Genomic DNA, 19697 nt, shown 5'->3' on the forward strand with positions numbered 1-19697 from the left:
TCTCTGTCTCGTTAATGGGGCGGTGCGTGCCGCCCCATTATTTATCTTATTGATTAACCTGATCCAACCAGCCCCATTTATCTTCGGTTTCGCCGGTGAAGAGGCCAAAGAATGCTTGCTGAATACGTTTGGTGACCGGGCCGCAGCGGCCTTCACCCACCTGGATACCGTCGACGCTGCGTACCGGGGTAATTTCTGCCGCGGTACCGGACATGAACACTTCGTCCGCCAGGTACAGGGATTCGCGAGAGAGTACCTGCTCACGGACTTCCAGACCGAGGTCTTTCGCCAGCTTGATGATCGCGTCACGGGTAATGCCCGGCAGCGCGGAAGAGGTAAACGGCGGAGTGAACAGCACGCCATCTTTCACTTCAAACAGGTTTTCACCCGCGCCTTCGGAGATGTAGCCGTTGACGTCCAGCGCAATCCCTTCCTGATAGCCGTGACGGCGCGCTTCGCTGCCGACCAGCAGTGAGGAGAGGTAGTTACCGCCCGCTTTCGCGGCGGTTGGAATGGTGTTCGGCGCGGCGCGGTTCCAGGAAGAAACCATCGCATCGATCCCCTGATCCAGCGCTTCCGCGCCCAGATAAGCCCCCCACGGGAACGCCGCGATGATCACGTCGGTGCTGTAACCGTCCGGCGGGTTTACGCCCATACCAACATCACCAACAAAAACCAGCGGGCGAATGTAGGCGCTGGTCAGGTTATTTTTGCGCAGCACGGCGCGGCAGGCTTCCATCAGTTCATCAACGCTCTGAGAGACCGGGAAACGATAGATTTTGGCGGAGTCACGCAGGCGCTGCATGTGCTCGCGGTGACGGAAAACGACCGGGCCTTTGTGAGAGTCGTAGCAACGGATGCCTTCGAAGACGGAGGTGCCGTAGTGCAGGGCATGGGACATGACGTGCACCTTTGCCTCTTCCCAACGTACCATCTCACCGTTGAACCAGATGTAATCCGCTTTTTTCGTCGTCATTTCTCTTCCTATTGCGCTCAGGCGCGAATTTGTTGTTGTGATGTGCTTGTACACTGCTGAACGGCAACCGAGGCCACGTCCACCAGTTTATTTAATTGGCTAAACAGTAAGTCGACCGACCGTGGGCTGGCAACGGTCAATTCGATATTTATATTCTGCGCGTCGCTGGCGGTTTCCATATTCATCGAGCAAATCTGAAAGCCGCGATGACGCACCACGCGTAAGACGCGTTCTAAGGTTTCCGGGTTGAAGCGGGCCTGCACGTTGACCTGATGTTGCATCATGATAATTTCTCCAGCATTTGTGAGTTACTGGCACCAGGCGGCACCAGGGGCCAGACATTCTCAAGTTCGTCAATTGAGACATGAAGCAGGTACGGGCCTTCGCTTGCCAGCATGGTGTCGAGTGCCGCTTCAACCTGGTCTTTACGGGTGATGTGCTGACCAGGGATGCCAAAGGCGCTGGCCAGCATGAGGAAATCGGGGTTATCGGTGAGGGTGGTTTCGCTATAACGTTCCTGGAAGAACAGCTGCTGCCATTGTCGAACCATCCCTAACCGCTGGTTGTCGAGTAACACGATCTTCAGCGGTAACTGCTTACGCTTCACGGTGCCCAGCTCTTGCACATTCATCATGAAAGAGCCGTCACCGGAGATACAGATAACCGTATCGTTCGGGCGCGCGACCTGGGCGCCCACGGCGGCTGGCAGGCCGAAGCCCATGGTGCCTAAGCCGCTCGAGGTGATGAAGTTCTCCGGACGGGTGTAGGTCATGTGCTGAGCGGACCACATCTGGTGCTGGCCCACGTCGGTCGTGACAACGCATTCCGCCGGTTTACGATCGGAGAGCTGCTTGAGCAGCAGAGGCGCATAGATAGCGTCACCAGGATGATCATAGCGCCAGGCGTGCTCGGCGCGCATCCCGGCGTTGTGCTGACGCCAGGCGTCGATGGCCAGCGGCTGCTGCAACACGGGCAGCAGCGCATTCAGGTCACCCTGCAACGCAACGTGCGTCTGGCGCAGCTTATTCATTTCCGCCGGGTCGATATCCATATGGATAACTTTCGCATGCGGCGCGAAGGTATTCAGCTTACCGGTCACACGGTCGTCAAAGCGTGCGCCGACGGCGATCAGCAGGTCACATTCCTGTACCGCCAGGTTAGCGGCTTTGGTACCATGCATCCCCAGCATACCGAGGTAGAACGGATAGTCTGCCGGTACCGCGCCCAGACCTTTCAGGGTGCAAGTCGCGGGCATTTGCGTCACAGACATAAATTCACGCAGCGCCGGAACCGCTTGCGCCATCCCAACACCACCACCAACGTACAGCATCGGTTTGTGCGCCTGCGCCAGCATCTGCTGAGCCTGCGCCATTTCGGCGTGCGGGAAAACATCGTCACTTTCGACGGTGGAGAAGAACGGGTCCAGTTCGCCTTGCGCGATCTGCACATCCTTAGGAATATCCACCAGGACCGGGCCTGGACGGCCTGAGTTTGCCACCTGGAACGCTTCTGCCATCACGCGCGGCAACTCTTCCAGGGATTGCACCAGGAAACTGTGTTTGGTGCAGGCCAGTGACAAACCAAGGACGTCCACTTCCTGGAAAGCATCGGTACCGATTAACGGTGCGGCAACCTGACCAGTGATGGCAACCACGGGAACCGAGTCGAGCAGCGCGTCCGCCAGGCCGGTGATCAGGTTAGTTGCCCCTGGGCCCGAAGTGGCGATGCAGACACCGGTTTTACCCGTAGAACGGGCATAGCCAATGGCCGCCATCGCCGCGCCCTGCTCGTGTCGACACAGCAGATGTTCTACGCCGCCGTCATACAGCGCGTCATAAACCGGCATAATGGCTCCACCTGGATAACCGAATACCGTTTCAACACCCTGCGCTCGCAACGCATGTACCACCCACTGTGCGCCATTCATAGTTAGTTCCCCGCCGTAGATCGTGAGAAACAGAATTTTATGCTGCGTGTCATCATCTGCCTCCCGTTATTGTTTTTAGGTCATAAAAAAACCCCCGGACCTTTCGGTGCGGGGGTCTTAGTTCGTTAAGGCTTGATTTCTATGCCTTTCCTCGTCCAAGTGCAGCCCCGCACGGTGGGATAATAATCACCACCACGCTAATCACGACCAGGCTAATCACTCGTAGAAGGGCTGTCATTTTCGTCTGTTCTTGCATCTTGTTCGAAGGAATACCTACAGAGTTACCACAGACATCACAAAAAGCACAAGTTTTTTTTATGACACAGATGATTACCATGCTAACGATCTGATTAAAACGATTTGTTTTATATAGAGAATTTATGAAATGAAAAAATTTCACCTTTTGACTCTGACCACGACCCGGCGGAAGACTTCATGTACGGTGTAGGTTGCGTTATTCGAGCGCGCTTCCGGAAAAAATGAAATACGCTGAAAATCAGCGAAAATACAGGAATGTGCCACGTAAATACGGCAATCATCGGATTAATGCTACGGCAGGATGACACATAATGCAGCCATTCAGGGAGGGAACTATGTCGCTATCCGTCGTCTATACGCGCGCCGCGCTGGGGATCAGCGCCCCGCTCATTACTATCGAAGTGCATATCAGCCAGGGGTTGCCCGGCTTGGTCATGGTGGGGTTACCGGAAACCACCGTCAAAGAGGCCCGTGACCGGGTGCGTAGCGCCATCATCAACAGCGGATATACCTTTCCGGCAAAGAAGATAACCATCAACCTGGCGCCCGCCGACCTCCCCAAGGAAGGCGGGCGATATGATTTACCTATCGCTATTGCGCTCCTGGCGGCTTCTGAGCAGCTTAATAGCCAAAAACTGGGGCAGTATGAGTTTGTAGGCGAATTAGCGCTCACGGGCGCGCTACGCGGTATTCCTGGGGCGCTATCGGCCGCAATGGAAGCAACCCACGCCGGTCGCCAGATTATACTGTCCGATGATGACGCGCCGCTCGTGGGGCTACTGGGCGGTAGCGACTGTCTCATTGCCAGTCATCTTCTTGAAGTCTGCGCATTTCTGGAAGGAAAGCAGGATTTACGTCTGCCACCGCCGGAGAGCCTGCCGATAGCTGTCGCGTGTGAAGATTTAAGCGAAGTGATGGGTCAGCAACAGGGTAAACGTGCTTTAGAGATAACGGCATCCGGTGGCCATAATCTGTTGCTTATTGGGCCGCCAGGTACGGGAAAAACCATGCTCGCCACCCGAATGCGCGGATTGCTTCCACCGCTCAGCGATCGTGAAGCACTGGAAAGCGCGGCCATCATTAGTCTGGAGAATACCTATCGCGTGCAAAATGAATGGCGTCGCCGTCCTTTTCGCGCGCCTCATCATAGTGCTTCTCTGACAGCAATGGTCGGCGGAGGGTCAATTCCTGCGCCAGGCGAGATCTCTCTCGCCCATAACGGCATCCTGTTTCTCGATGAGCTACCGGAATTTGAACGTCGGGTTCTGGATGCACTGCGAGAGCCAATCGAGTCCGGTAAGATTCATATTTCACGTACACGAGCAAAAATTACCTACCCCGCGCGGTTTCAGCTCATTGCTGCCATGAATCCGAGTCCGACCGGGCACTACGAGGGGCAGCATAACCGCTGTACACCAGAGCAGACGTTGCGTTACCTCAATCGGCTTTCTGGGCCGTTTCTCGACCGCTTTGATCTGTCGCTGGAGATACCGCTGCCGCCGCCTGGTCTGCTGAGCCAGTCTGTGCATACGGGAGAAAACAGCCAGACGGTACAGCAACGGGTTATCGTGGCGCAGCAGCGCCAGTATGAACGCCAGGGAAAGCTTAATGCGCATTTAGGCAGTAGCGACATCCGGCAGTATTGTTCGCTGGGGGAGGCAGATGCGTTATGGCTTGAACAAACGTTAACGCGTTTGGGATTGTCTATTCGCGCCTGGCAGCGCTTGCTAAAGGTGTCGCGTACGCTGGCAGATATGGAGGGAGTTGAGGATATTGCAAAACATCATTTGCAGGAAGCGCTCAGCTATCGCGGTATCGACAGGATGCTTGCCCATCTGCAAACCTTACTACAATAAAAAAGGGGCCAAAGCCCCTTTTTTATTAATCGTCGCTATCGGTGTAGTCTTCAGCGCCTTCCACCTGCGGTTTACCACCAGACAGGGTGTGGAAACGCTTCGGACGCTTAATGCGCGTAACATACTTGGTCCATACGCGTTCAGCATCCGTCGCTGGCTCACGTTCACCGCGGCATACCGAAACAAACTGCTGTTCTTCTTCGGTCGCAGGCTCGCGTTTGCCAAGATCGAGTTCGTTAAAGGCAAAGCCATAACGCTCAAGCAGCTGCGCCTCTTTGATGGTGAAATCACCATGACGAGAGAACCCGCGCGGATAATTTTTATTATCGAAAAAACGATTAGTCGTCGTAAAGCTTTCCGCCATCCTACACGCTCCTAATTCTTTGGCCGAGCTATTTATGGCGCGGAGTATTAGATACGCTTGACAGAGTGTAAAACAAAAGATTTAAATCATTACGACAAAAAAATTTGCGGAGAAAGCTGTGGATACCGAATTGCTGAAAACTTTCCTCGAAGTGAGCAGAACTCGCCACTTCGGGCGAGCTGCAGAAGCGCTCTATCTGACACAATCTGCGGTGAGCTTTCGAATCCGTCAGTTAGAAAATCAGCTTGGGGTTAACCTGTTTACCCGGCATCGTAATAACATCCGTTTAACCGCGGCGGGAGAAAAACTTCTCCCCTACGCCGAAACGCTGATGAGTACGTGGCAGGCTGCGCGTAAAGAAGTGGCGAACACCTCGCGACACAATGAGTTTTCAATCGGTGCGAGCGCTTCGCTGTGGGAGTGCATGCTCAATAAGTGGCTGGCACGGCTTTATCAGGCAGATAATTCTCTGCAGTTTGAGGCGCGGATCGCCCAGCGTCAGTCGCTGGTTAAGCAGTTGCACGAGCGCCAACTCGATCTCTTACTCACTACCGAAGCGCCCAAGATGGATGAATTCAGCAGCCAACTACTGGGCCATTTTGAGCTTGAGCTGTATTGTGCTTCCCCGGAAACGACCAAAGCCGATCTGAACTATCTGCGTCTGGAGTGGGGGGCCGATTTCCATCAGCATGAAGTGGGGCTTATCGCTGCTGACGATATTCCTTTGCTGACTACCAGTTCGGCTAGCCTGGCACGCCTTCAACTGGTGCCGCTAAAAGGTTGCACCTGGTTGCCTGTTTCATGGGCACAAGAGCAGGATGGGTTATATCCGGTAACCGATGGCGCAGCGATTTTACGGCCTTTATACGCAATCTGGCTGCAAAATAGCGATAAACAAGCACAAATTCGCGACATATTGAAAAACAACGTTTTTTGATTAAAGCGATCATTTTATGGCCCGGAGAACAGCGATGGGCCTTTCAGGAAGGTAAATTTTGGACAAAAAAAATCCTTCGCCGAAGCAAAGGATTATAGATGGCAGGGGCGGAGAGACTCGAACTCGCGACACCCGGTTTTGGAGACCGGTGCTCTACCAACTGAGCTACGCCCCTAAATTTTCTTATCATTAAGCCTGCTAATTTAGCAGGCTTAATATTGAATAAGTGGCGGAACGGACGGGACTCGAACCCGCGACCCCCTGCGTGACAGGCAGGTATTCTAACCGACTGAACTACCGCTTTTTCCTCGGGGTACTTAGATGTTTCAGTTCCCCCGGTTCGCTTCGTTAACCTATGTATTCAGTTAACGATAGTGTGACGAATCACACTGGGTTTCCCCATTCGGAAATCGCCGGTTATAACGGTTCATATCACCTTACCGACGCTTTTTCGTCTTGCGACGTTAAGAATCCGTATCTTCGAGTGCCCACACAGATTGTCTGATAAATTGTTAAAGAGCAGTGCCGCTTCGCTTTTTCTCAGCGGCGCGGGATGTGCATATTACGCTTTCCCGCTTCAGAGTCAAGCGTTTATTTCGCTTTTCTCTGTTGAGATTCTCAGGAGAACCTCGCTGACCCGGCGGCTTATAATCCGTTGTTCCGTGTCAGTGGAGGCGCATTATAGGGAGTTCTGAGACGTTGACAAGCCCTGTTTTAAAAAAACTTTTCAACCGCCTCTTTTTTGAACAAATCAGGCTGAAACAGGTAGTTTTTCGAGCGTTTCAAAGCCATAACGCTGTAAAACGGGTAAAAGTTGTTCAGTTTCTGCCGTCAGGGCCATGCAATAAGCCAGATTCGCGTCGCTCGATTTTGCATCCGGCGCTTCATGTTCCAGCAACCAGGCCGTACGCCGTGCAATCGCCGCGCCGGAATCCACCAGGCGCGTTCCTTCCGGCAGCACCTGCAGCAACTCCTCTTGTAATAGAGGGAAGTGGGTACAACCGAGCACAACGGTGTCCGGCGGCTCCGGCATCCGCAGCCATGGGCGCAGAATACGACGTAGCTCTTCCAGCGAGACCGGTTCTCCGTGCAGTTTTGCTTCCGCCAGCTCCACCAGCTCGGCGGAACCTAGCATCTCAATGCGGCATTCATTCGCAAAGCGCGCGATCAGCTCGTGAGTATAAGGACGTTTCACCGTACCCCGCGTCGCCAGCAGCCCCACAATGCGATTAGCCGACAGCCGTGCCGCCGGTTTAATAGCGGGTACGACGCCGACAACCGGGAAGGCGAATTTTTCGCGCAGCGCAGGCAGCGATACCGTGCTCGCCGTGTTACAGGCAATCACCGCCAGCGCTAACGGATAGCGCTGCTGTACCGCAGTCACGATTTCCAGGACCCGCTCGACGATAAATTCCTCGCTCTTCTCCCCATAGGGAAACGCGACGTTATCGAAAGCGTAGATGTAATGGAGATCCGGCAGAAGATGCCGGATCTCATCATAGACCGACAGCCCACCGACGCCAGAGTCAAAGACCAGCACGGTGGGACGTGGTTCAGAAGGTGTAGCTGCCAGACACGGTGTATTCCCGTCCTGCAGTTTGGTAGCCATAAACTGTCTCGTAATCTTTATCGAACAGGTTGGCTATTTTACCACGAACTGTCAGGTGTGAGGTGACCGGATACGACAATCCGATATCCCAGAGGCTGACCCCACCCATTTTGACATCGCGACCATTGTCATAGTCGTTGTCGTAACGCTCCCCGAGGTACTGGTACATGACGTTCCAGCCAAGGTCGGCGACTTGCCCGGTCAATTCATACTTCACCTGCTGCTTGGCGCGGCGGTAGAGTACTTTATCCGTCTGGTCATCGCGCGGGTCGACATATTGCAGCGTCAGGTGATGATCCACCGGGCCGGTAGTGATGTTGCCCGTCCACTCCACGCCTTTAATGGTGGCCGACTTCACGTTGATATACTGATTGTTCTTGTAGTCAATCAGGTTCTGGATTTCGTAATGGTAGGCGGAGAGACGCCAGTCAAGCGGCCCGGTTAAACCCTCCAGACCCGTTTCCCACTGCTTAGACTCTTCCGGTTTCAGGTTTGGGTTAGCGGCGATGCCGGGACCATAAGAAGAAGCAAAGCGCGTTGCACCGAACTGCTGGCCCAGCGAAGGCGCCAGGAAACCCGTGCCATAGGAGAGCGTCGCGCGATAGCCATCGACAAACTCCCAGCCCGCGGCGGTCTGCCAGGTACCGTGCCAGCCGAACTGCTCATCGTGATCCTCACGTCCGGACGCTTCCAGCGTCACCGCGTCAATCTGCTGCTGCCCGGTCAGGTACAGCCCGGTGGTATCACGTTTGTAAGTATCCGAGAGAGTTGTACTGCTGGACGTCAGCTTCTCCTGCTTCCAGTCCACGCCGCCGCTAATCGCCCCGTGCCCGACTTCAACGTTATTACCCCACTGGATATAGCGCTGCTCCATATCATCCAGCGTAGCGTCACCCGCATAGCGACCGAGATCGTTACTGTAGTTGTAATTCTTCAGTCGCTGGTAGTTGGCGATCAGTTGAGAGGAGTAGATACCGGAGTTGTAGCGCAGGCCGGTGTCCCAGGATTGGTTGTAGCTCTGACTTTCGTCATTGCCACCCGCATAGCCGTATGAGCCCTGATCGTAGTCGCTGTTGGCGGTATAGCCGTAACCACGGAAAAAGCCGGAGAAATTATCGTCGAACTTATGCTGCACGCCGCCGAGGAACAGTTTATTACGATAACCGTCGCGATCGCTGTCGCCGCTGTAAGGGGAGTTTGGCTGAACGTTGAAGCCATTCGTCGTCTGGTAAGCGCCCGCCGCGGTCACTACCGTGTCGCCAAAGTGTTTGTTCACCGCGCCGTCGTAGGTTTGATAGCCATCGGTCCCCACGCCTGCGTTAATCTGCGCGCGTTCATTGTCGCTCATAGTAATGATATTGACGACACCACCGATGGCTCCGGAACCATAAACCGCTGAACGCGGCCCGCGAATATATTCCACGCGCTGCACCAGTGAAACGGGGATTTGGCTGATATCAATACCGTTGGAAATGCCCGCACGCGCCATCGGCACGCCGTCAATCAGCACCAGAACATGACGCCCCTCAGTACCACGTACATAAAGAGAGCTGCTGTTACCCATGCCGCCGGTCTGCGAAATATCCACGCCGGGAAGTCGGCGCATCACATCATTCAGGTCTTTTGATTGCCAGCGCTGAATATCATCACGCGTGACCACATCGGTCGGCGCCAGTACAGTATTCACAGGTTGTTGGAAGCGATTAGCGGTGACCACTAACGTGTCTGAATTGCTGTCCTGCGCCCAGCCGGAAAAAGCCGTGACGGATAACGCCGTCATCAGCGAAGCTTTTTTAATCATTTTTCAAAGCATCCGAAACAGAAAAAGGATGCCGCAGGCTTTATCAGTTGCTCGCGACGATAAAACCTCATGCGACGTCATCCGGCAGGTCTTCGGGCTTGGAGGCTATATAGAGAAACGATGACTTCCCACGGCAAGCCGCAGTGTCTGCACTTCGTGCGCTCGTCTCTCACCATCCTTACCGCTGCGCGTCAGCCCCAGATTTACACTGGATTCCCTTTTAACTCACAGGACCGGTACGCGAATGCTACATTTAGTTACATATAGATGTCCAGACTGCTATTTACGATTTTCACCTGCATCGATACTGGACATCCCCTGAGCAGGCCCTACAATCCCCGCGTACTTTTATTATTCAGGATGCATCATGACCCCCGAACACCTCCCAACCGAACAGTACGACGCACAGCTCGCCGAGAAAGTGACTCGCCTGCAAACGATGATGGCGCCGTTTAGCGCACCCGCGCCGGAGGTGTTCCGCTCGCCGGTCAGCCACTACCGCATGCGCGCCGAATTTCGCATCTGGCACGACGGCGATGACCTGTACCACATCATGTTCGACCAGCAGACCAAAAGCCGCATCCGCGTCGACGCCTTCCCGGCCGCCAGCGAACTGATCAACACGCTGATGACCGCGATGCTCGACGGCGTGCGCGAGAACCACGTCCTGCGTCATAAGCTTTTCCAGATTGACTACCTCACCACGCTGAGCAATCAGGCGGTCGTCTCACTGCTGTATCATAAAAAGCTCGATGAGGCATGGCGCGAGCAGGCCGAAGCGCTGCGCGATGCGCTACGTGCCCGGGGGCTGAATGTGCACCTGATTGGCCGCGCGACGAAAACCAAAATCGAGCTGGATCAAGATTATATCGATGAGCGCCTGCCGGTAGCGGGCAAAGAGATGATCTACCGTCAGGTCGAGAACAGCTTCACCCAGCCGAACGCCGCCATGAACATCCAGATGCTGGAGTGGGCGCTGGACGCCACAAACAATTCACAGGGCGACCTGCTGGAACTGTACTGCGGCAACGGCAATTTCTCGCTGGCGCTGGCGCGTAACTTCAACCGGGTGCTGGCCACTGAAATCGCCAAGCCGTCCGTCGCGGCGGCGCAGTACAACATTGCCGCCAACCAGATCGACAACGTGCAGATTATCCGCATGGCGGCGGAAGAGTTCACTCAGGCGATGAACGGCGTGCGGGAATTTAACCGCTTGCAGGGCATTGATCTGAAAAGCTATCAATGCGAAACGATTTTCGTCGACCCACCGCGCAGCGGGCTGGATAGCGAAACGGAGAAGATGGTGCAGGCGTATCCGAACATTCTGTACATCTCCTGTAACCCGGAGACACTGTGCCAGAACCTGGAAACGTTGAGCCAGACGCACAAGGTGTCACGCCTCGCGCTGTTCGACCAGTTCCCATATACCCATCATATGGAATGCGGCGTGCTGTTAACGAAGAAGTAAGACTGAAGGTAGGCCGGATAAGCGTAGCGCCATCCGGCCTGGGCGATAATTACGATTCCTGCCTGCGATTACGCAGCTTCACGCCAATCCAGAAGACCATCGCTACCGACAGTACCGCCGGGAAGAAGTTAGAACCGATATCCGGGTACTCCGCGCGTACCACTGTGCTGTAGAGCAGCACGCCAAGGATAAAGCAGCCAGCCGCCAGGCCAGGCAGCCCTACCGGCATCGTGCGGTTCTGGTAGCGCTGATGCAGGCAATAGACCGTCAGCACCAGCGAGATAATGGGAAAAATGGAGAAAGGTACAATGGAGCTAAACAGGGCTGCAAACGTGCCGTTAATCGATAAGCCAGCTAACAGCGCCAGCAGCAGCGTACTCTTTTCTTGACCTGACTGTTTCATTGCTCGTTTACCACCTTATTCGGACTGATGTGTCGTCTTCTCTTGTTCACGGCGATACCAGTAGTATGCGCCTTTGGAGATCATCCGTAACTGCAGCACCAGCCGCTCTTCCAGCTGTCGGCGCTGCTCAAGGCTAACATCCAGAGCCTCCGCTCCCGCGCTAAATACGATTGTCACCATCGCCTCTGCCTGCGCTTCCGTGAACGCACGAGGCATATGGTTTTCGATTTCCAGATAGTCAGCAAGTTCCGCAATGAAGTGCTGAATTTCACGCGCCACCGCGGCACGGAAGGCGGCAGACGTCCCGGAACGTTCACGCAGCAGCAGGCGGAAGGCGTTCGGGTTGTTACCAATAAATTCCATAAAGGTTGAGACGGAAGTGCGGATCACGCTGCCACCTTTGGCGATACGCTGGCGTGCCTGGCGCATCAGCTGGCGCAGCATCAGGCCGCTTTCGTCGACCATGGTCAGCCCCAGCTCGTCCACATCACGGAAATGGCGATAAAAGGAGGTTGGCGCAATTCCCGCCTCACGCGCGACTTCGCGCAGGCTCAAGCTGGCAAAACTACGTTCAGCACTCAGTTGACTGAATGCCGCTTCGACCAGCGACCGCCGGGTTTTTTCTTTTTGTTGCGCTCTAACACCCATCACGATAACTGAATCCTTCCACATGACATGCTGGCACTATACCAGAGATTAAAACGAATCGACTTACGTCGCTTTGTTAATGATTGTTTACATGCTATTTATGCTATTTCGTATGAAAAAAGCCCAACGATAATTGGGTTATATCTTCGATGATGTTATGATTCTGTTGCTTTTATGTATAAGAACAGGTAAGCCCTACCATGCCACATTCCTACGATTATGATGCAATAGTAATTGGTTCCGGCCCCGGCGGCGAAGGCGCTGCTATGGGTCTGGTGAAGCAAGGAGCCCGTGTCGCCGTTATTGAGCGTTATCATAATGTCGGCGGCGGCTGTACCCACTGGGGTACCATCCCGTCCAAAGCTCTTCGCCATGCCGTCAGCCGTATTATCGAATTCAACCAGAACCCTCTCTACAGCGACCACAGCCGACTTCTCCGCTCTTCCTTTGCTGACATCCTGAATCATGCCGATAGCGTTATCAATCAGCAAACTCGCATGCGTCAGGGTTTTTATGAGCGCAATCACTGTGAAATGCTGCAGGGAGACGCCCGTTTCGTCGATGAACACACCATCGCGCTGGAATGCCCGGACGGCTCCGTTGAAACGTTAACCGCCGACAAATTCGTGATCGCCTGCGGTTCACGCCCGTATCGTCCGGCCGACGTGGATTTCACTCATCCGCGCATTTACGACAGCGATTCCATCCTGAGTCTGCACCACGAACCGCGCCACGTCATTATCTACGGCGCCGGGGTTATTGGCTGCGAATACGCATCTATCTTCCGTGGCATGGACGTGAAAGTTGACCTGATCAACACCCGCGACCGTCTGCTGGCCTTCCTCGATCAGGAGATGTCAGACTCGCTTTCTTATCACTTCTGGAACAGCGGCGTGGTCATTCGCCACAACGAAGAGTACGAGAAGATTGAAGGCGTGGACGACGGCGTGATCATGCACCTGAAGTCCGGCAAAAAGCTCAAGGCCGACTGCCTGCTGTTTGCCAACGGCCGTACCGGCAACACCGACTCACTGTCGCTGGAAAATATTGGCCTACAGGCCGATGGCCGCGGCCAGCTGAAAGTGAACAGCATGTACCAGACCGCCCTGCCACATGTCTATGCCGTCGGCGACGTAATTGGTTATCCGAGCCTGGCCTCTGCTGCCTACGATCAGGGACGTATTGCTGCCCAGGCGCTGATGAAAGGTGAAGCCACCGCACACCTGATTGAAGATATTCCGACCGGTATCTATACCATTCCGGAAATCAGCTCTGTTGGCAAAACCGAACAGCAACTGACCGCCATGAAGGTGCCGTACGAAGTCGGACGCGCCCAGTTTAAACACCTGGCGCGAGCGCAAATCGTCGGGATGAGCGTGGGGAGCCTGAAAATCCTGTTCCACCGGGAGACGAAGGAGATCCTTGGCATTCACTGCTTTGGCGAACGCGCGGCCGAAATTATTCACATCGGCCAGGCGATCATGGAGCAGAAAGGTGGCGGTAACACCATTGAGTACTTCGTTAACACCACCTTTAACTACCCGACGATGGCGGAAGCCTATCGGGTTGCGGCGCTAAACGGCTTAAATCGCCTGTTTTAACGCCTTGTCGAAATGACCGTCCATCGCCTCACGGACGGTCTCTGCCAGCTGCTCATAGCGGCTGCGCAGCGGCGATCCAGGTCGATAGACCAGCCCAACGGTGCGGCGCGGCTCCGGCTTAATGCATGGCAGATAAACGACACCATCGCGTTTACGCTCATGCGGCACGGCCAGCGCTGGCAGTAAGGTAATACCGCTGCCCGCCGCCACCATATTGCGCAGTGTTTCCAGACTGGTCGCGCGGAAGTGAGTATCTTCATCCGCACCGGCTTCAAAACAGAACCCCATCGCCTGATCGCGCAGGCAGTGACCGTCTTCCAGCATCAGCAGTTTCTCACCGGCCAGATCCGACATCGGCACGCGATCGCGCTCAGCCCATGGGTGATCTTCATAGATCGCCAGCATCATCGGTTCATCAAACAGCGGCACCTCAATAAAGGCTTCGCTCTCTTTCACCAGGGCCAGAATGGCGCAGTCCAGCTTACCGCTATCAAGCTGCGCCAGCAGCTGATGGGTTTGCGCTTCGTGCAGGTACATTTCCAGCTTCGGGAACGTCTGGTGCAACATTGGGATAATGTGGGGCAGCAGGTACGGGCCAACGGTCGGGATCAGGCCGATATGCAACGGGCCGGACATCGTCTCCCCCTGCTGGCTAGCCATCTCCTTCAGCACTTTGACCTCACGTAGCACGGTACGCGCCTGGTCCACCAGCAGCAGCCCGGCCTGGGTAAACAGCACCTTACGGCTGGTGCGTTCCAGCAGCATAACGCCCAGTTCATCTTCCAGTTTACGAATCTGCCCGCTCAGGGTTGGCTGGCTGACGTGGCAGGAATCTGCCGCCCGGCGGAAATGCCGGTGTTCAGCTAATGCCACCAGGTATTCAAGATCGCGAATATTCATTATTCATCCTCCATCGCCACGATAGTTCATGGCGATAGATAGAATAGCAATGAATGATTATCCCTATCAAGGATTCTGTTTAATAATAGACCACAGAAACAGCGCGGTTCCTTGTTTAACCCTTTGAAGTCGCCGCGTGGATTTCTGAGTTTCTCTCAAAACTCGACTAACTAAAGCCAACATGAACGTTTGCGGGCCCCGTGGCCCGCTTTTTTTGCGCACAAAAAACCCGGCGTCGCTTGCGCTCGGCCGGGCTATCTTTGGCTATGCAGAGGGCTAGCTCAGGCGCGCCTTCGCGTCGCTAATCGCCTGTGCTACCTGCTTCGGCGAAACGCCGCCTTTTGCCGCACGCTTATCGAGGCACGATTGCAGCGACAGAATCGGGTAAACGTCGTCGCCAATCACCGCGCTGAATTTCTGCAGATCGGCCAACGGCAGATCTTCCAGCGGCTTGCCCTGGGCGATGGCTTCCACCACCGCTTCGCCCACGATGTGGTGCGCTTCACGGAACGGCACGCCTTTAGCGACCAGATAATCCGCCAGTTCGGTGGCGTTGGCGTAGCCCTGCTGCGCCGCTTCCTGGCAACGCGGACGCTTCACCTGAATGCCGTCCAGCACCAGCGCCGCCATATGCAGACAGTCCAGCCAGGTATCCAGCGCGTCAAATACGCCTTCTTTATCTTCCTGCATGTCTTTGTTGTAAGCCAACGGCAGACCTTTGAGGGTCATCATCATGCCGGTCAGCGCACCCTGTACACGGCCACATTTACCGCGGATCAGCTCCAGCGCATCCGGGTTTTTCTTCTGCGGCATCAGAGAAGAGCCTGACGTCACGCGGTCGGAAAGCTCAACAAAGCCCGCTTCACCGGTATTAAAGAAGATCAGGTCTTCCGCGAAGCGCGACAGGTGCACCATACCGATGGAAGCGTTAGACAGCAGCTCCAACACGTGGTCACGGTCAGACACGCTGTCCAGACTGTTGCGGGTCGCAGACGCGAAGCCCAGCCAGCCCGCCAGCTGTTCACGGTCAATTTCATAAGCGGTACCCGCCAGCGCGCCGCAGCCCAGCGGGCTGACGTCCAGACGCTTGAGGGTATCCTGCAGGCGGCTTTCATCGCGCGCCAGCATCTCAACGTAGGCCAGGCACCAGTGAGCAAACGTCACCGGCTGCGCGCGTTGCAGGTGAGTGTAACCCGGCATCACCGCGTCCTGATTCGCCTGCGCGGTTTCCACCAGCGCGGTTTGCAGCTGACGATTCGCGGCCAGCAGCTCCGCCACGGTGTCTTTGCACCACAGCTTGAGATCGGTCGCGACCTGATCGTTACGGCTACGCCCGGTATGCAGCTTCTTACCCAGTTGGCCGACCTTATCAATCAGCTTACCTTCCACCCAGCTATGGATATCTTCGGCATCACTTTCCAGGATCTGTTGCGGATTAGCGCGAACTTCTTCCAGCAGCACGCTCAGCGCCGCTTCCAGTTGAGATTGCTCTTCCGCCGTCAGTACGCCAACCGTCACCAGCGCTTTAGACCAGGCTACAGAGCCAACGATATCCTGCTCCGCCAGGCGATAATCAAAGCGTAAAGAGTCGTTGAACTGTTTGAACCGCTGATCTGCTGCCTGAGAAAAACGCCCGCCCCAAAGTGCCATAACATGCTTCCTTAAATTCGTTTATTTATGCCGGGTAGTCTCCGGCCTGAAAACAACCCTCACCCCGGCCCTCTCCCTGAGGGAGAGGGGGAAAACCGTCAGTTCCCTCGTCCCTGTGGAGAGTGGGAGAACTATACCGGCTCCGGCCAGTCCCCTCGCCCCTTTGGGGAGAGGGTTAGGGTGAGGGGAAAATCACTTACGCCAGAATACGCGTACCGATCGGCGTGCCGTTAAACAGCGCCGGCAGCTGCTCCGCGTGACGCCATGATGCGATATCGACCGGGCGGCCCAGCGTGCGTGCCGCATCCAGCGCCGCGTTCACCTTCACAATCATGCCGTCGGTAATAATCCCCTGCTCGATCAGCTGTTCCGCCTTGGCCGCAGTCATTTCCGCAATGCGCTGGCCTTTGCCATCGAGAATACCGCTGACGTCGGAGAGCAGGATCAGATCCGCACCCAGCGTGGCCGCCAGCGCGGTTGCCGCCTGGTCCGCGTTGACGTTCATCAATTGCCCTTCGACGGTCACGCCGATAGAGCTCACCACCGGCAGGAAACCACCTTCCAGCAGCAGATTAATCAGTTTAGGCGAGCCCGGCTGCGCCAGACCTACGTGGCCCAATTCTTCATCCAGTTTAGTGACCTGCACGCTGTCACCGTCGCCGAGGAACAGGCCCACGGAGGCGATATCATGTTTCTTCGCCCAAGCCAGCAGCGTTTTGTTGGCAGTGCCCGCCAGCGCGCCGGTAATAATGTCGATCTGATCGGCAGGCGTCACGCGCAGGCCATTTTTCTTTTTCACCGGCAGGTTGAGCTGCTTCATCAGCTCATCCACCACGCAGCCGCCGCCGTGGACAATCACCAGCGGGCGTTGATGCGACTCGCGGTAGTTCACCAGCGCGGTAAACAGACGCTCCAGCGCTTCTTCGCTATCCAGCAACACGCCGCCCAGTTTGATAATTAATGGATTCATCGTCATCACACCTTAGATAAGAGACTGCGTCTCAGCGAAGCCGAAACGGATATTGGCGCACTGCACGGCCTGTGCGGCAGCGCCTTTCAATAGGTTGTCTTCGGTCGCCACCACGATCAGATGCTCGCCCTGCACGGCAAAACCAATATCACAGAACGGCAAGCCGACGACGTTTTTCAGCGCCGGAACGCCCTTGTCGTATAAACGCACCATCGGCTTATCGCCGTAGGCCTGCTGTAAGGCTTCCGCCACCTGCGCATGGGTCACGCCCGGTTTCAGGCGGCAGGTGATGGTTTCCAGAATCCCGCGCGGGAAATTGCCCAGGTGCGGGGTGAAAATCACCTCGGCGCCAAGGTGGCTGGCGATTTCCGGCTGATGGCGGTGGGTAAACACGCCGTAAGGCTGCAGGCTCACTTCGCAGAAACTGTTGGAGATCGCCGCTTTACGCCCCGCGCCACTCACGCCGCTGGTCGCGTTGATCACCGGCCACTGGGAGAGATCCAGTAAATCGCCGTCGATCAACGGTTTTAAGGAAAGCTGTGCCGCCGTGGGATAACAGCCCGGCACGGCAATCAGCTGCGCCTCTTTCAGCGCTTCGGCGCTCCATTCGGCCAGGCCATATACCGCCTGCGCCAGCAGTTCCGGGTGCTGATGGGTAAATCCGTAATATTTTTCATAGAAGGCGCCGTCGTTCACGCGGAACGCGCCGGAGAGATCAAACACCACGCAGCCCGCCGCGAGGAACTGCGGCGCAAGGTCGTGGCTGACTTCATGAGCGGTGGCGAGGAACACCACATCAACACCGGCGCTGAATTCACTGATGTCGGACATCGGCTGCAAAGGGAGATCAACAATCCCTTTTAGCTGTGGATGCAAATCGGAGATTAACTTTCCCGCATCATTGCTTTGCGCTGAGACCGTCAAAGCGGTTATGTTCATATGAGGATGGCGATTCACATAGGTCACAAGCTCAGCGCCAGCGTAACCGCTCGCGCCCACAATCAGCGTATTCAACATCGGGGCCGTTTACCTTCTTATGTCTGTTTGCCTGATTAAGCGTCGTCACTTCACCCTACCGTTGGTGGGTTTTCTTACGCCTAATGATAATGTATTTTTATTCACAAATACTGCATGAATATTGATACTATCACGACCCGAGGTGTGTCAACAATGAAAAACAATTTACCACCATTTATCGAGATTTACCGTGCGTTGATCGCCACACCGTCCATCAGCGCAACCGAAGAAGCACTCGATCAGAGTAATGCGTCTTTAATCACTCTGCTGGCCGATTGGTTCGCCTCTCTCGGCTTCAATGTTGAGGTGCAGCCGGTTCCCGGCACGCGCAATAAATTCAACCTGCTGGCCAGCACCGGACACGGCGCGGGCGGGCTACTGCTTGCCGGTCATACCGATACCGTACCGTTCGACGACGGGCGCTGGACCCGCGATCCGTTTACCCTGACCGAGCACGATAACAAGCTCTACGGTCTGGGCACTGCCGACATGAAAGGCTTCTTCGCCTTTATTCTCGACGCGCTGCGGGATGTTGACGTGACGCAGTTGAAAAAGCCGCTCTACATTCTGGCGACGGCGGATGAAGAGACCAGCATGGCGGGTGCGCGCTATTTCTCCGAATCCACCGAGCTACGCCCGGACTGCGCTATCATCGGTGAGCCCACCTCATTGCAGCCGGTGCGCGCGCACAAAGGTCATATGTCGAACGCCATTCGCGTCATGGGCCAGTCCGGCCACTCCAGCGACCCGGCGCGCGGTGTGAACGCCATTGAAATCATGCACGATGCCATTGGCCGCGTGATGCAGCTGCGTGACTCGCTGAAAGAACGCTATCACTACGAAGCGTTTACCGTACCGTATCCAACGCTCAACCTCGGTAGCCTCCACGGTGGCGATGCGTCCAACCGTATCTGCGCCTGCTGTGAGCTACATATGGATATCCGCCCGCTGCCGGGCATGACGCTGAGCGACCTCAACGGTCTGCTGGATGAAGCATTGGAGCCGGTCAGCGCGCAATGGCCGGGCCGCCTGACGGTCAGCGAGCTGCACGCACCGATTCCGGGCTACGAATGCCCGCCAGATCATCAGTTGGTTGAAGTGCTGGAAAAACTGCTCGGCACCAAAACCGAAGTGGTGAACTACTGCACCGAAGCGCCGTTTATCCAGACCTTGTGCCCGACCATCGTCCTCGGGCCAGGCTCGATTAATCAGGCACACCAGCCGGACGAATACCTGGAAACGCGCTTTATTAAGCCGACGCGCGAATTAATTACCCAGGTCGTGCATCACTTCTGCTGGCATTAATGTGTTC

General features: G+C 55.6%; 18 protein-coding genes, 1 tRNA gene, 1 riboswitch and 1 other annotated feature. Of the genes, 5 read left to right on the forward strand and 14 right to left on the reverse strand.

Annotation, left to right across the window (positions count from 1 at the left end):
* Positions 1-46 precede the first annotated feature (46 nt).
* From GY169_RS22765 to ilvL, 4 genes are all read right to left on the reverse strand, one after another.
* Positions 47-976 (reverse strand): branched-chain amino acid transaminase, encoded by a 930-nt coding sequence (locus GY169_RS22765; RefSeq protein WP_163448141.1) that lies wholly within the window; start codon positions 974-976, stop codon positions 47-49.
* A gap of 17 nt (positions 977-993) precedes the next feature.
* Positions 994-1260 (reverse strand): acetolactate synthase 2 small subunit, encoded by a 267-nt coding sequence (ilvM, locus tag GY169_RS22770; protein ID WP_040118523.1) that lies wholly within the window; start codon positions 1258-1260, stop codon positions 994-996.
* The gene (ilvG, locus tag GY169_RS22775) at positions 1257-2903 is read right to left on the reverse strand and encodes an acetolactate synthase 2 catalytic subunit (RefSeq protein ID WP_167577179.1); all 1647 of its coding nucleotides are present in this window, start codon (positions 2901-2903) and stop codon (positions 1257-1259) included. Before ilvG ends, ilvM begins: the two co-directional genes overlap by 4 nt.
* Before the next feature lie 139 nt (positions 2904-3042).
* Complete coding sequence (gene ilvL / locus GY169_RS22780; RefSeq protein WP_001311244.1) at positions 3043-3141, reverse strand: ilv operon leader peptide; 99 nt, start codon at positions 3139-3141, stop codon at positions 3043-3045.
* A 355-nt stretch (positions 3142-3496) separates the two neighbouring features.
* Here ilvL and GY169_RS22785 point away from each other — a divergent pair, with 355 nt between their 5' ends.
* Positions 3497-5017: a YifB family Mg chelatase-like AAA ATPase gene (locus GY169_RS22785; protein WP_167577180.1), complete on the forward strand. Its 1521-nt coding sequence runs from the start codon at positions 3497-3499 to the stop codon at positions 5015-5017.
* A gap of 25 nt (positions 5018-5042) precedes the next feature.
* On the opposite strand, the gene GY169_RS22790 is transcribed toward GY169_RS22785, so the two are convergent.
* The gene (locus tag GY169_RS22790) at positions 5043-5381 is read right to left on the reverse strand and encodes a DUF413 domain-containing protein (RefSeq protein WP_064549235.1); all 339 of its coding nucleotides are present in this window, start codon (positions 5379-5381) and stop codon (positions 5043-5045) included.
* An 88-nt stretch (positions 5382-5469) separates the two neighbouring features.
* Here GY169_RS22790 and hdfR point away from each other — a divergent pair, with 88 nt between their 5' ends.
* Positions 5470-6318, forward strand: coding sequence for an HTH-type transcriptional regulator HdfR (hdfR, locus tag GY169_RS22795; RefSeq protein WP_411908131.1), 849 nt, complete (start codon positions 5470-5472; stop codon positions 6316-6318).
* A 99-nt stretch (positions 6319-6417) separates the two neighbouring features.
* On the opposite strand, the gene GY169_RS22800 is transcribed toward hdfR, so the two are convergent.
* The 3 genes from GY169_RS22800 to btuB all read right to left on the reverse strand — a co-directional run bounded on the left by GY169_RS22800 (position 6418) and on the right by btuB (position 9728).
* Positions 6418-6493 (reverse strand) — tRNA-Trp (locus GY169_RS22800).
* Positions 6494-6611: 118 nt separating this feature from the next.
* Positions 6612-6802: a sequence feature (23S ribosomal RNA rRNA prediction is too short), on the reverse strand.
* A 267-nt stretch (positions 6803-7069) separates the two neighbouring features.
* On the reverse strand, positions 7070-7927 hold the full coding sequence (gene murI, locus GY169_RS22805) for a glutamate racemase (protein WP_064540286.1): 858 nt from the start codon (positions 7925-7927) through the stop codon (positions 7070-7072).
* A complete protein-coding gene (gene btuB, locus GY169_RS22810) occupies positions 7872-9728 on the reverse strand; it encodes a TonB-dependent vitamin B12 receptor BtuB (RefSeq protein ID WP_167577181.1) in 1857 nt (618 codons plus the stop codon). Before btuB ends, murI begins: the two co-directional genes overlap by 56 nt.
* 65 nt (positions 9729-9793) lie before the next feature.
* A riboswitch (cobalamin riboswitch) is annotated at positions 9794-9981 on the reverse strand.
* A gap of 114 nt (positions 9982-10095) precedes the next feature.
* On the opposite strand from btuB, the gene trmA reads away from it, so the two are divergent.
* Entirely contained in the window at positions 10096-11196 is a 1101-nt protein-coding gene (gene trmA / locus GY169_RS22815; protein ID WP_167577182.1) for a tRNA (uridine(54)-C5)-methyltransferase TrmA, read from the forward strand.
* Between the two features lie 49 nt (positions 11197-11245).
* Here the strand turns inward: trmA and GY169_RS22820 are convergent, their stop codons facing one another.
* Together GY169_RS22820 and fabR are read right to left on the reverse strand one after the other, a co-directional pair.
* Positions 11246-11599, reverse strand: a complete 354-nt coding sequence (locus GY169_RS22820; protein WP_167577183.1) for a YijD family membrane protein — start codon at positions 11597-11599, stop codon at positions 11246-11248.
* Positions 11600-11614: 15 nt separating this feature from the next.
* Positions 11615-12250, reverse strand: coding sequence for an HTH-type transcriptional repressor FabR (gene fabR / locus GY169_RS22825; protein ID WP_064540299.1), 636 nt, complete (start codon positions 12248-12250; stop codon positions 11615-11617).
* A 197-nt stretch (positions 12251-12447) separates the two neighbouring features.
* On the opposite strand from fabR, the gene sthA reads away from it, so the two are divergent.
* On the forward strand, positions 12448-13848 hold the full coding sequence (sthA, locus tag GY169_RS22830; protein ID WP_064540302.1) for a Si-specific NAD(P)(+) transhydrogenase: 1401 nt from the start codon (positions 12448-12450) through the stop codon (positions 13846-13848).
* Here sthA and oxyR read toward each other — a convergent pair.
* The 4 genes from oxyR to argC all read right to left on the reverse strand — a co-directional run bounded on the left by oxyR (position 13831) and on the right by argC (position 18385).
* Positions 13831-14748, reverse strand: coding sequence for a DNA-binding transcriptional regulator OxyR (oxyR, locus tag GY169_RS22835; RefSeq protein WP_163448618.1), 918 nt, complete (start codon positions 14746-14748; stop codon positions 13831-13833). The two genes, sthA and oxyR, sit on opposite strands and share 18 nt — an antisense overlap.
* Before the next feature lie 276 nt (positions 14749-15024).
* Positions 15025-16398, reverse strand: a complete 1374-nt coding sequence (gene argH, locus GY169_RS22840) for an argininosuccinate lyase (RefSeq protein WP_163448619.1) — start codon at positions 16396-16398, stop codon at positions 15025-15027.
* Between the two features lie 196 nt (positions 16399-16594).
* Positions 16595-17368: an acetylglutamate kinase gene (argB, locus tag GY169_RS22845; protein WP_167577184.1), complete on the reverse strand. Its 774-nt coding sequence runs from the start codon at positions 17366-17368 to the stop codon at positions 16595-16597.
* Between the two features lie 12 nt (positions 17369-17380).
* A complete protein-coding gene (gene argC, locus GY169_RS22850) occupies positions 17381-18385 on the reverse strand; it encodes an N-acetyl-gamma-glutamyl-phosphate reductase (RefSeq protein WP_064540313.1) in 1005 nt (334 codons plus the stop codon).
* Between the two features lie 153 nt (positions 18386-18538).
* Between argC and argE the strand changes: the two genes are divergently transcribed.
* Positions 18539-19690, forward strand: a complete 1152-nt coding sequence (gene argE, locus GY169_RS22855; protein WP_064540316.1) for an acetylornithine deacetylase — start codon at positions 18539-18541, stop codon at positions 19688-19690.
* The last annotated feature ends 7 nt before the right edge of the window (positions 19691-19697 follow it).

The organism is Kluyvera genomosp. 3 (assembly GCF_011765685.1).
In the GTDB taxonomy this organism is placed as follows: Bacteria; Pseudomonadota; Gammaproteobacteria; order Enterobacterales; family Enterobacteriaceae; genus Kluyvera; species Kluyvera georgiana_A.

Coding starts and splice junctions, on each gene's coding strand:
- GY169_RS22790 (WP_064549235.1), bottom strand. CDS start 5,381: ATGGCGGAAAGCTTTACGACGACTAATCGTTTTTTCGATAATAAAAAT.
- argH (WP_163448619.1), bottom strand. CDS start 16,398: ATGGCACTTTGGGGCGGGCGTTTTTCTCAGGCAGCAGATCAGCGGTTC.
- ilvG (WP_167577179.1), bottom strand. CDS start 2,903: ATGAATGGCGCACAGTGGGTGGTACATGCGTTGCGAGCGCAGGGTGTT.
- ilvM (WP_040118523.1), bottom strand. CDS start 1,260: ATGATGCAACATCAGGTCAACGTGCAGGCCCGCTTCAACCCGGAAACC.
- sthA (WP_064540302.1), top strand. CDS start 12,448: ATGCCACATTCCTACGATTATGATGCAATAGTAATTGGTTCCGGCCCC.
- ilvL (WP_001311244.1), bottom strand. CDS start 3,141: ATGACAGCCCTTCTACGAGTGATTAGCCTGGTCGTGATTAGCGTGGTG.
- trmA (WP_167577182.1), top strand. CDS start 10,096: ATGACCCCCGAACACCTCCCAACCGAACAGTACGACGCACAGCTCGCC.
- murI (WP_064540286.1), bottom strand. CDS start 7,927: ATGGCTACCAAACTGCAGGACGGGAATACACCGTGTCTGGCAGCTACA.
- GY169_RS22765 (WP_163448141.1), bottom strand. CDS start 976: ATGACGACGAAAAAAGCGGATTACATCTGGTTCAACGGTGAGATGGTA.
- GY169_RS22820 (WP_167577183.1), bottom strand. CDS start 11,599: ATGAAACAGTCAGGTCAAGAAAAGAGTACGCTGCTGCTGGCGCTGTTA.
- GY169_RS22785 (WP_167577180.1), top strand. CDS start 3,497: ATGTCGCTATCCGTCGTCTATACGCGCGCCGCGCTGGGGATCAGCGCC.
- oxyR (WP_163448618.1), bottom strand. CDS start 14,748: ATGAATATTCGCGATCTTGAATACCTGGTGGCATTAGCTGAACACCGG.
- argC (WP_064540313.1), bottom strand. CDS start 18,385: ATGTTGAATACGCTGATTGTGGGCGCGAGCGGTTACGCTGGCGCTGAG.
- argE (WP_064540316.1), top strand. CDS start 18,539: ATGAAAAACAATTTACCACCATTTATCGAGATTTACCGTGCGTTGATC.
- argB (WP_167577184.1), bottom strand. CDS start 17,368: ATGAATCCATTAATTATCAAACTGGGCGGCGTGTTGCTGGATAGCGAA.
- btuB (WP_167577181.1), bottom strand. CDS start 9,728: ATGATTAAAAAAGCTTCGCTGATGACGGCGTTATCCGTCACGGCTTTT.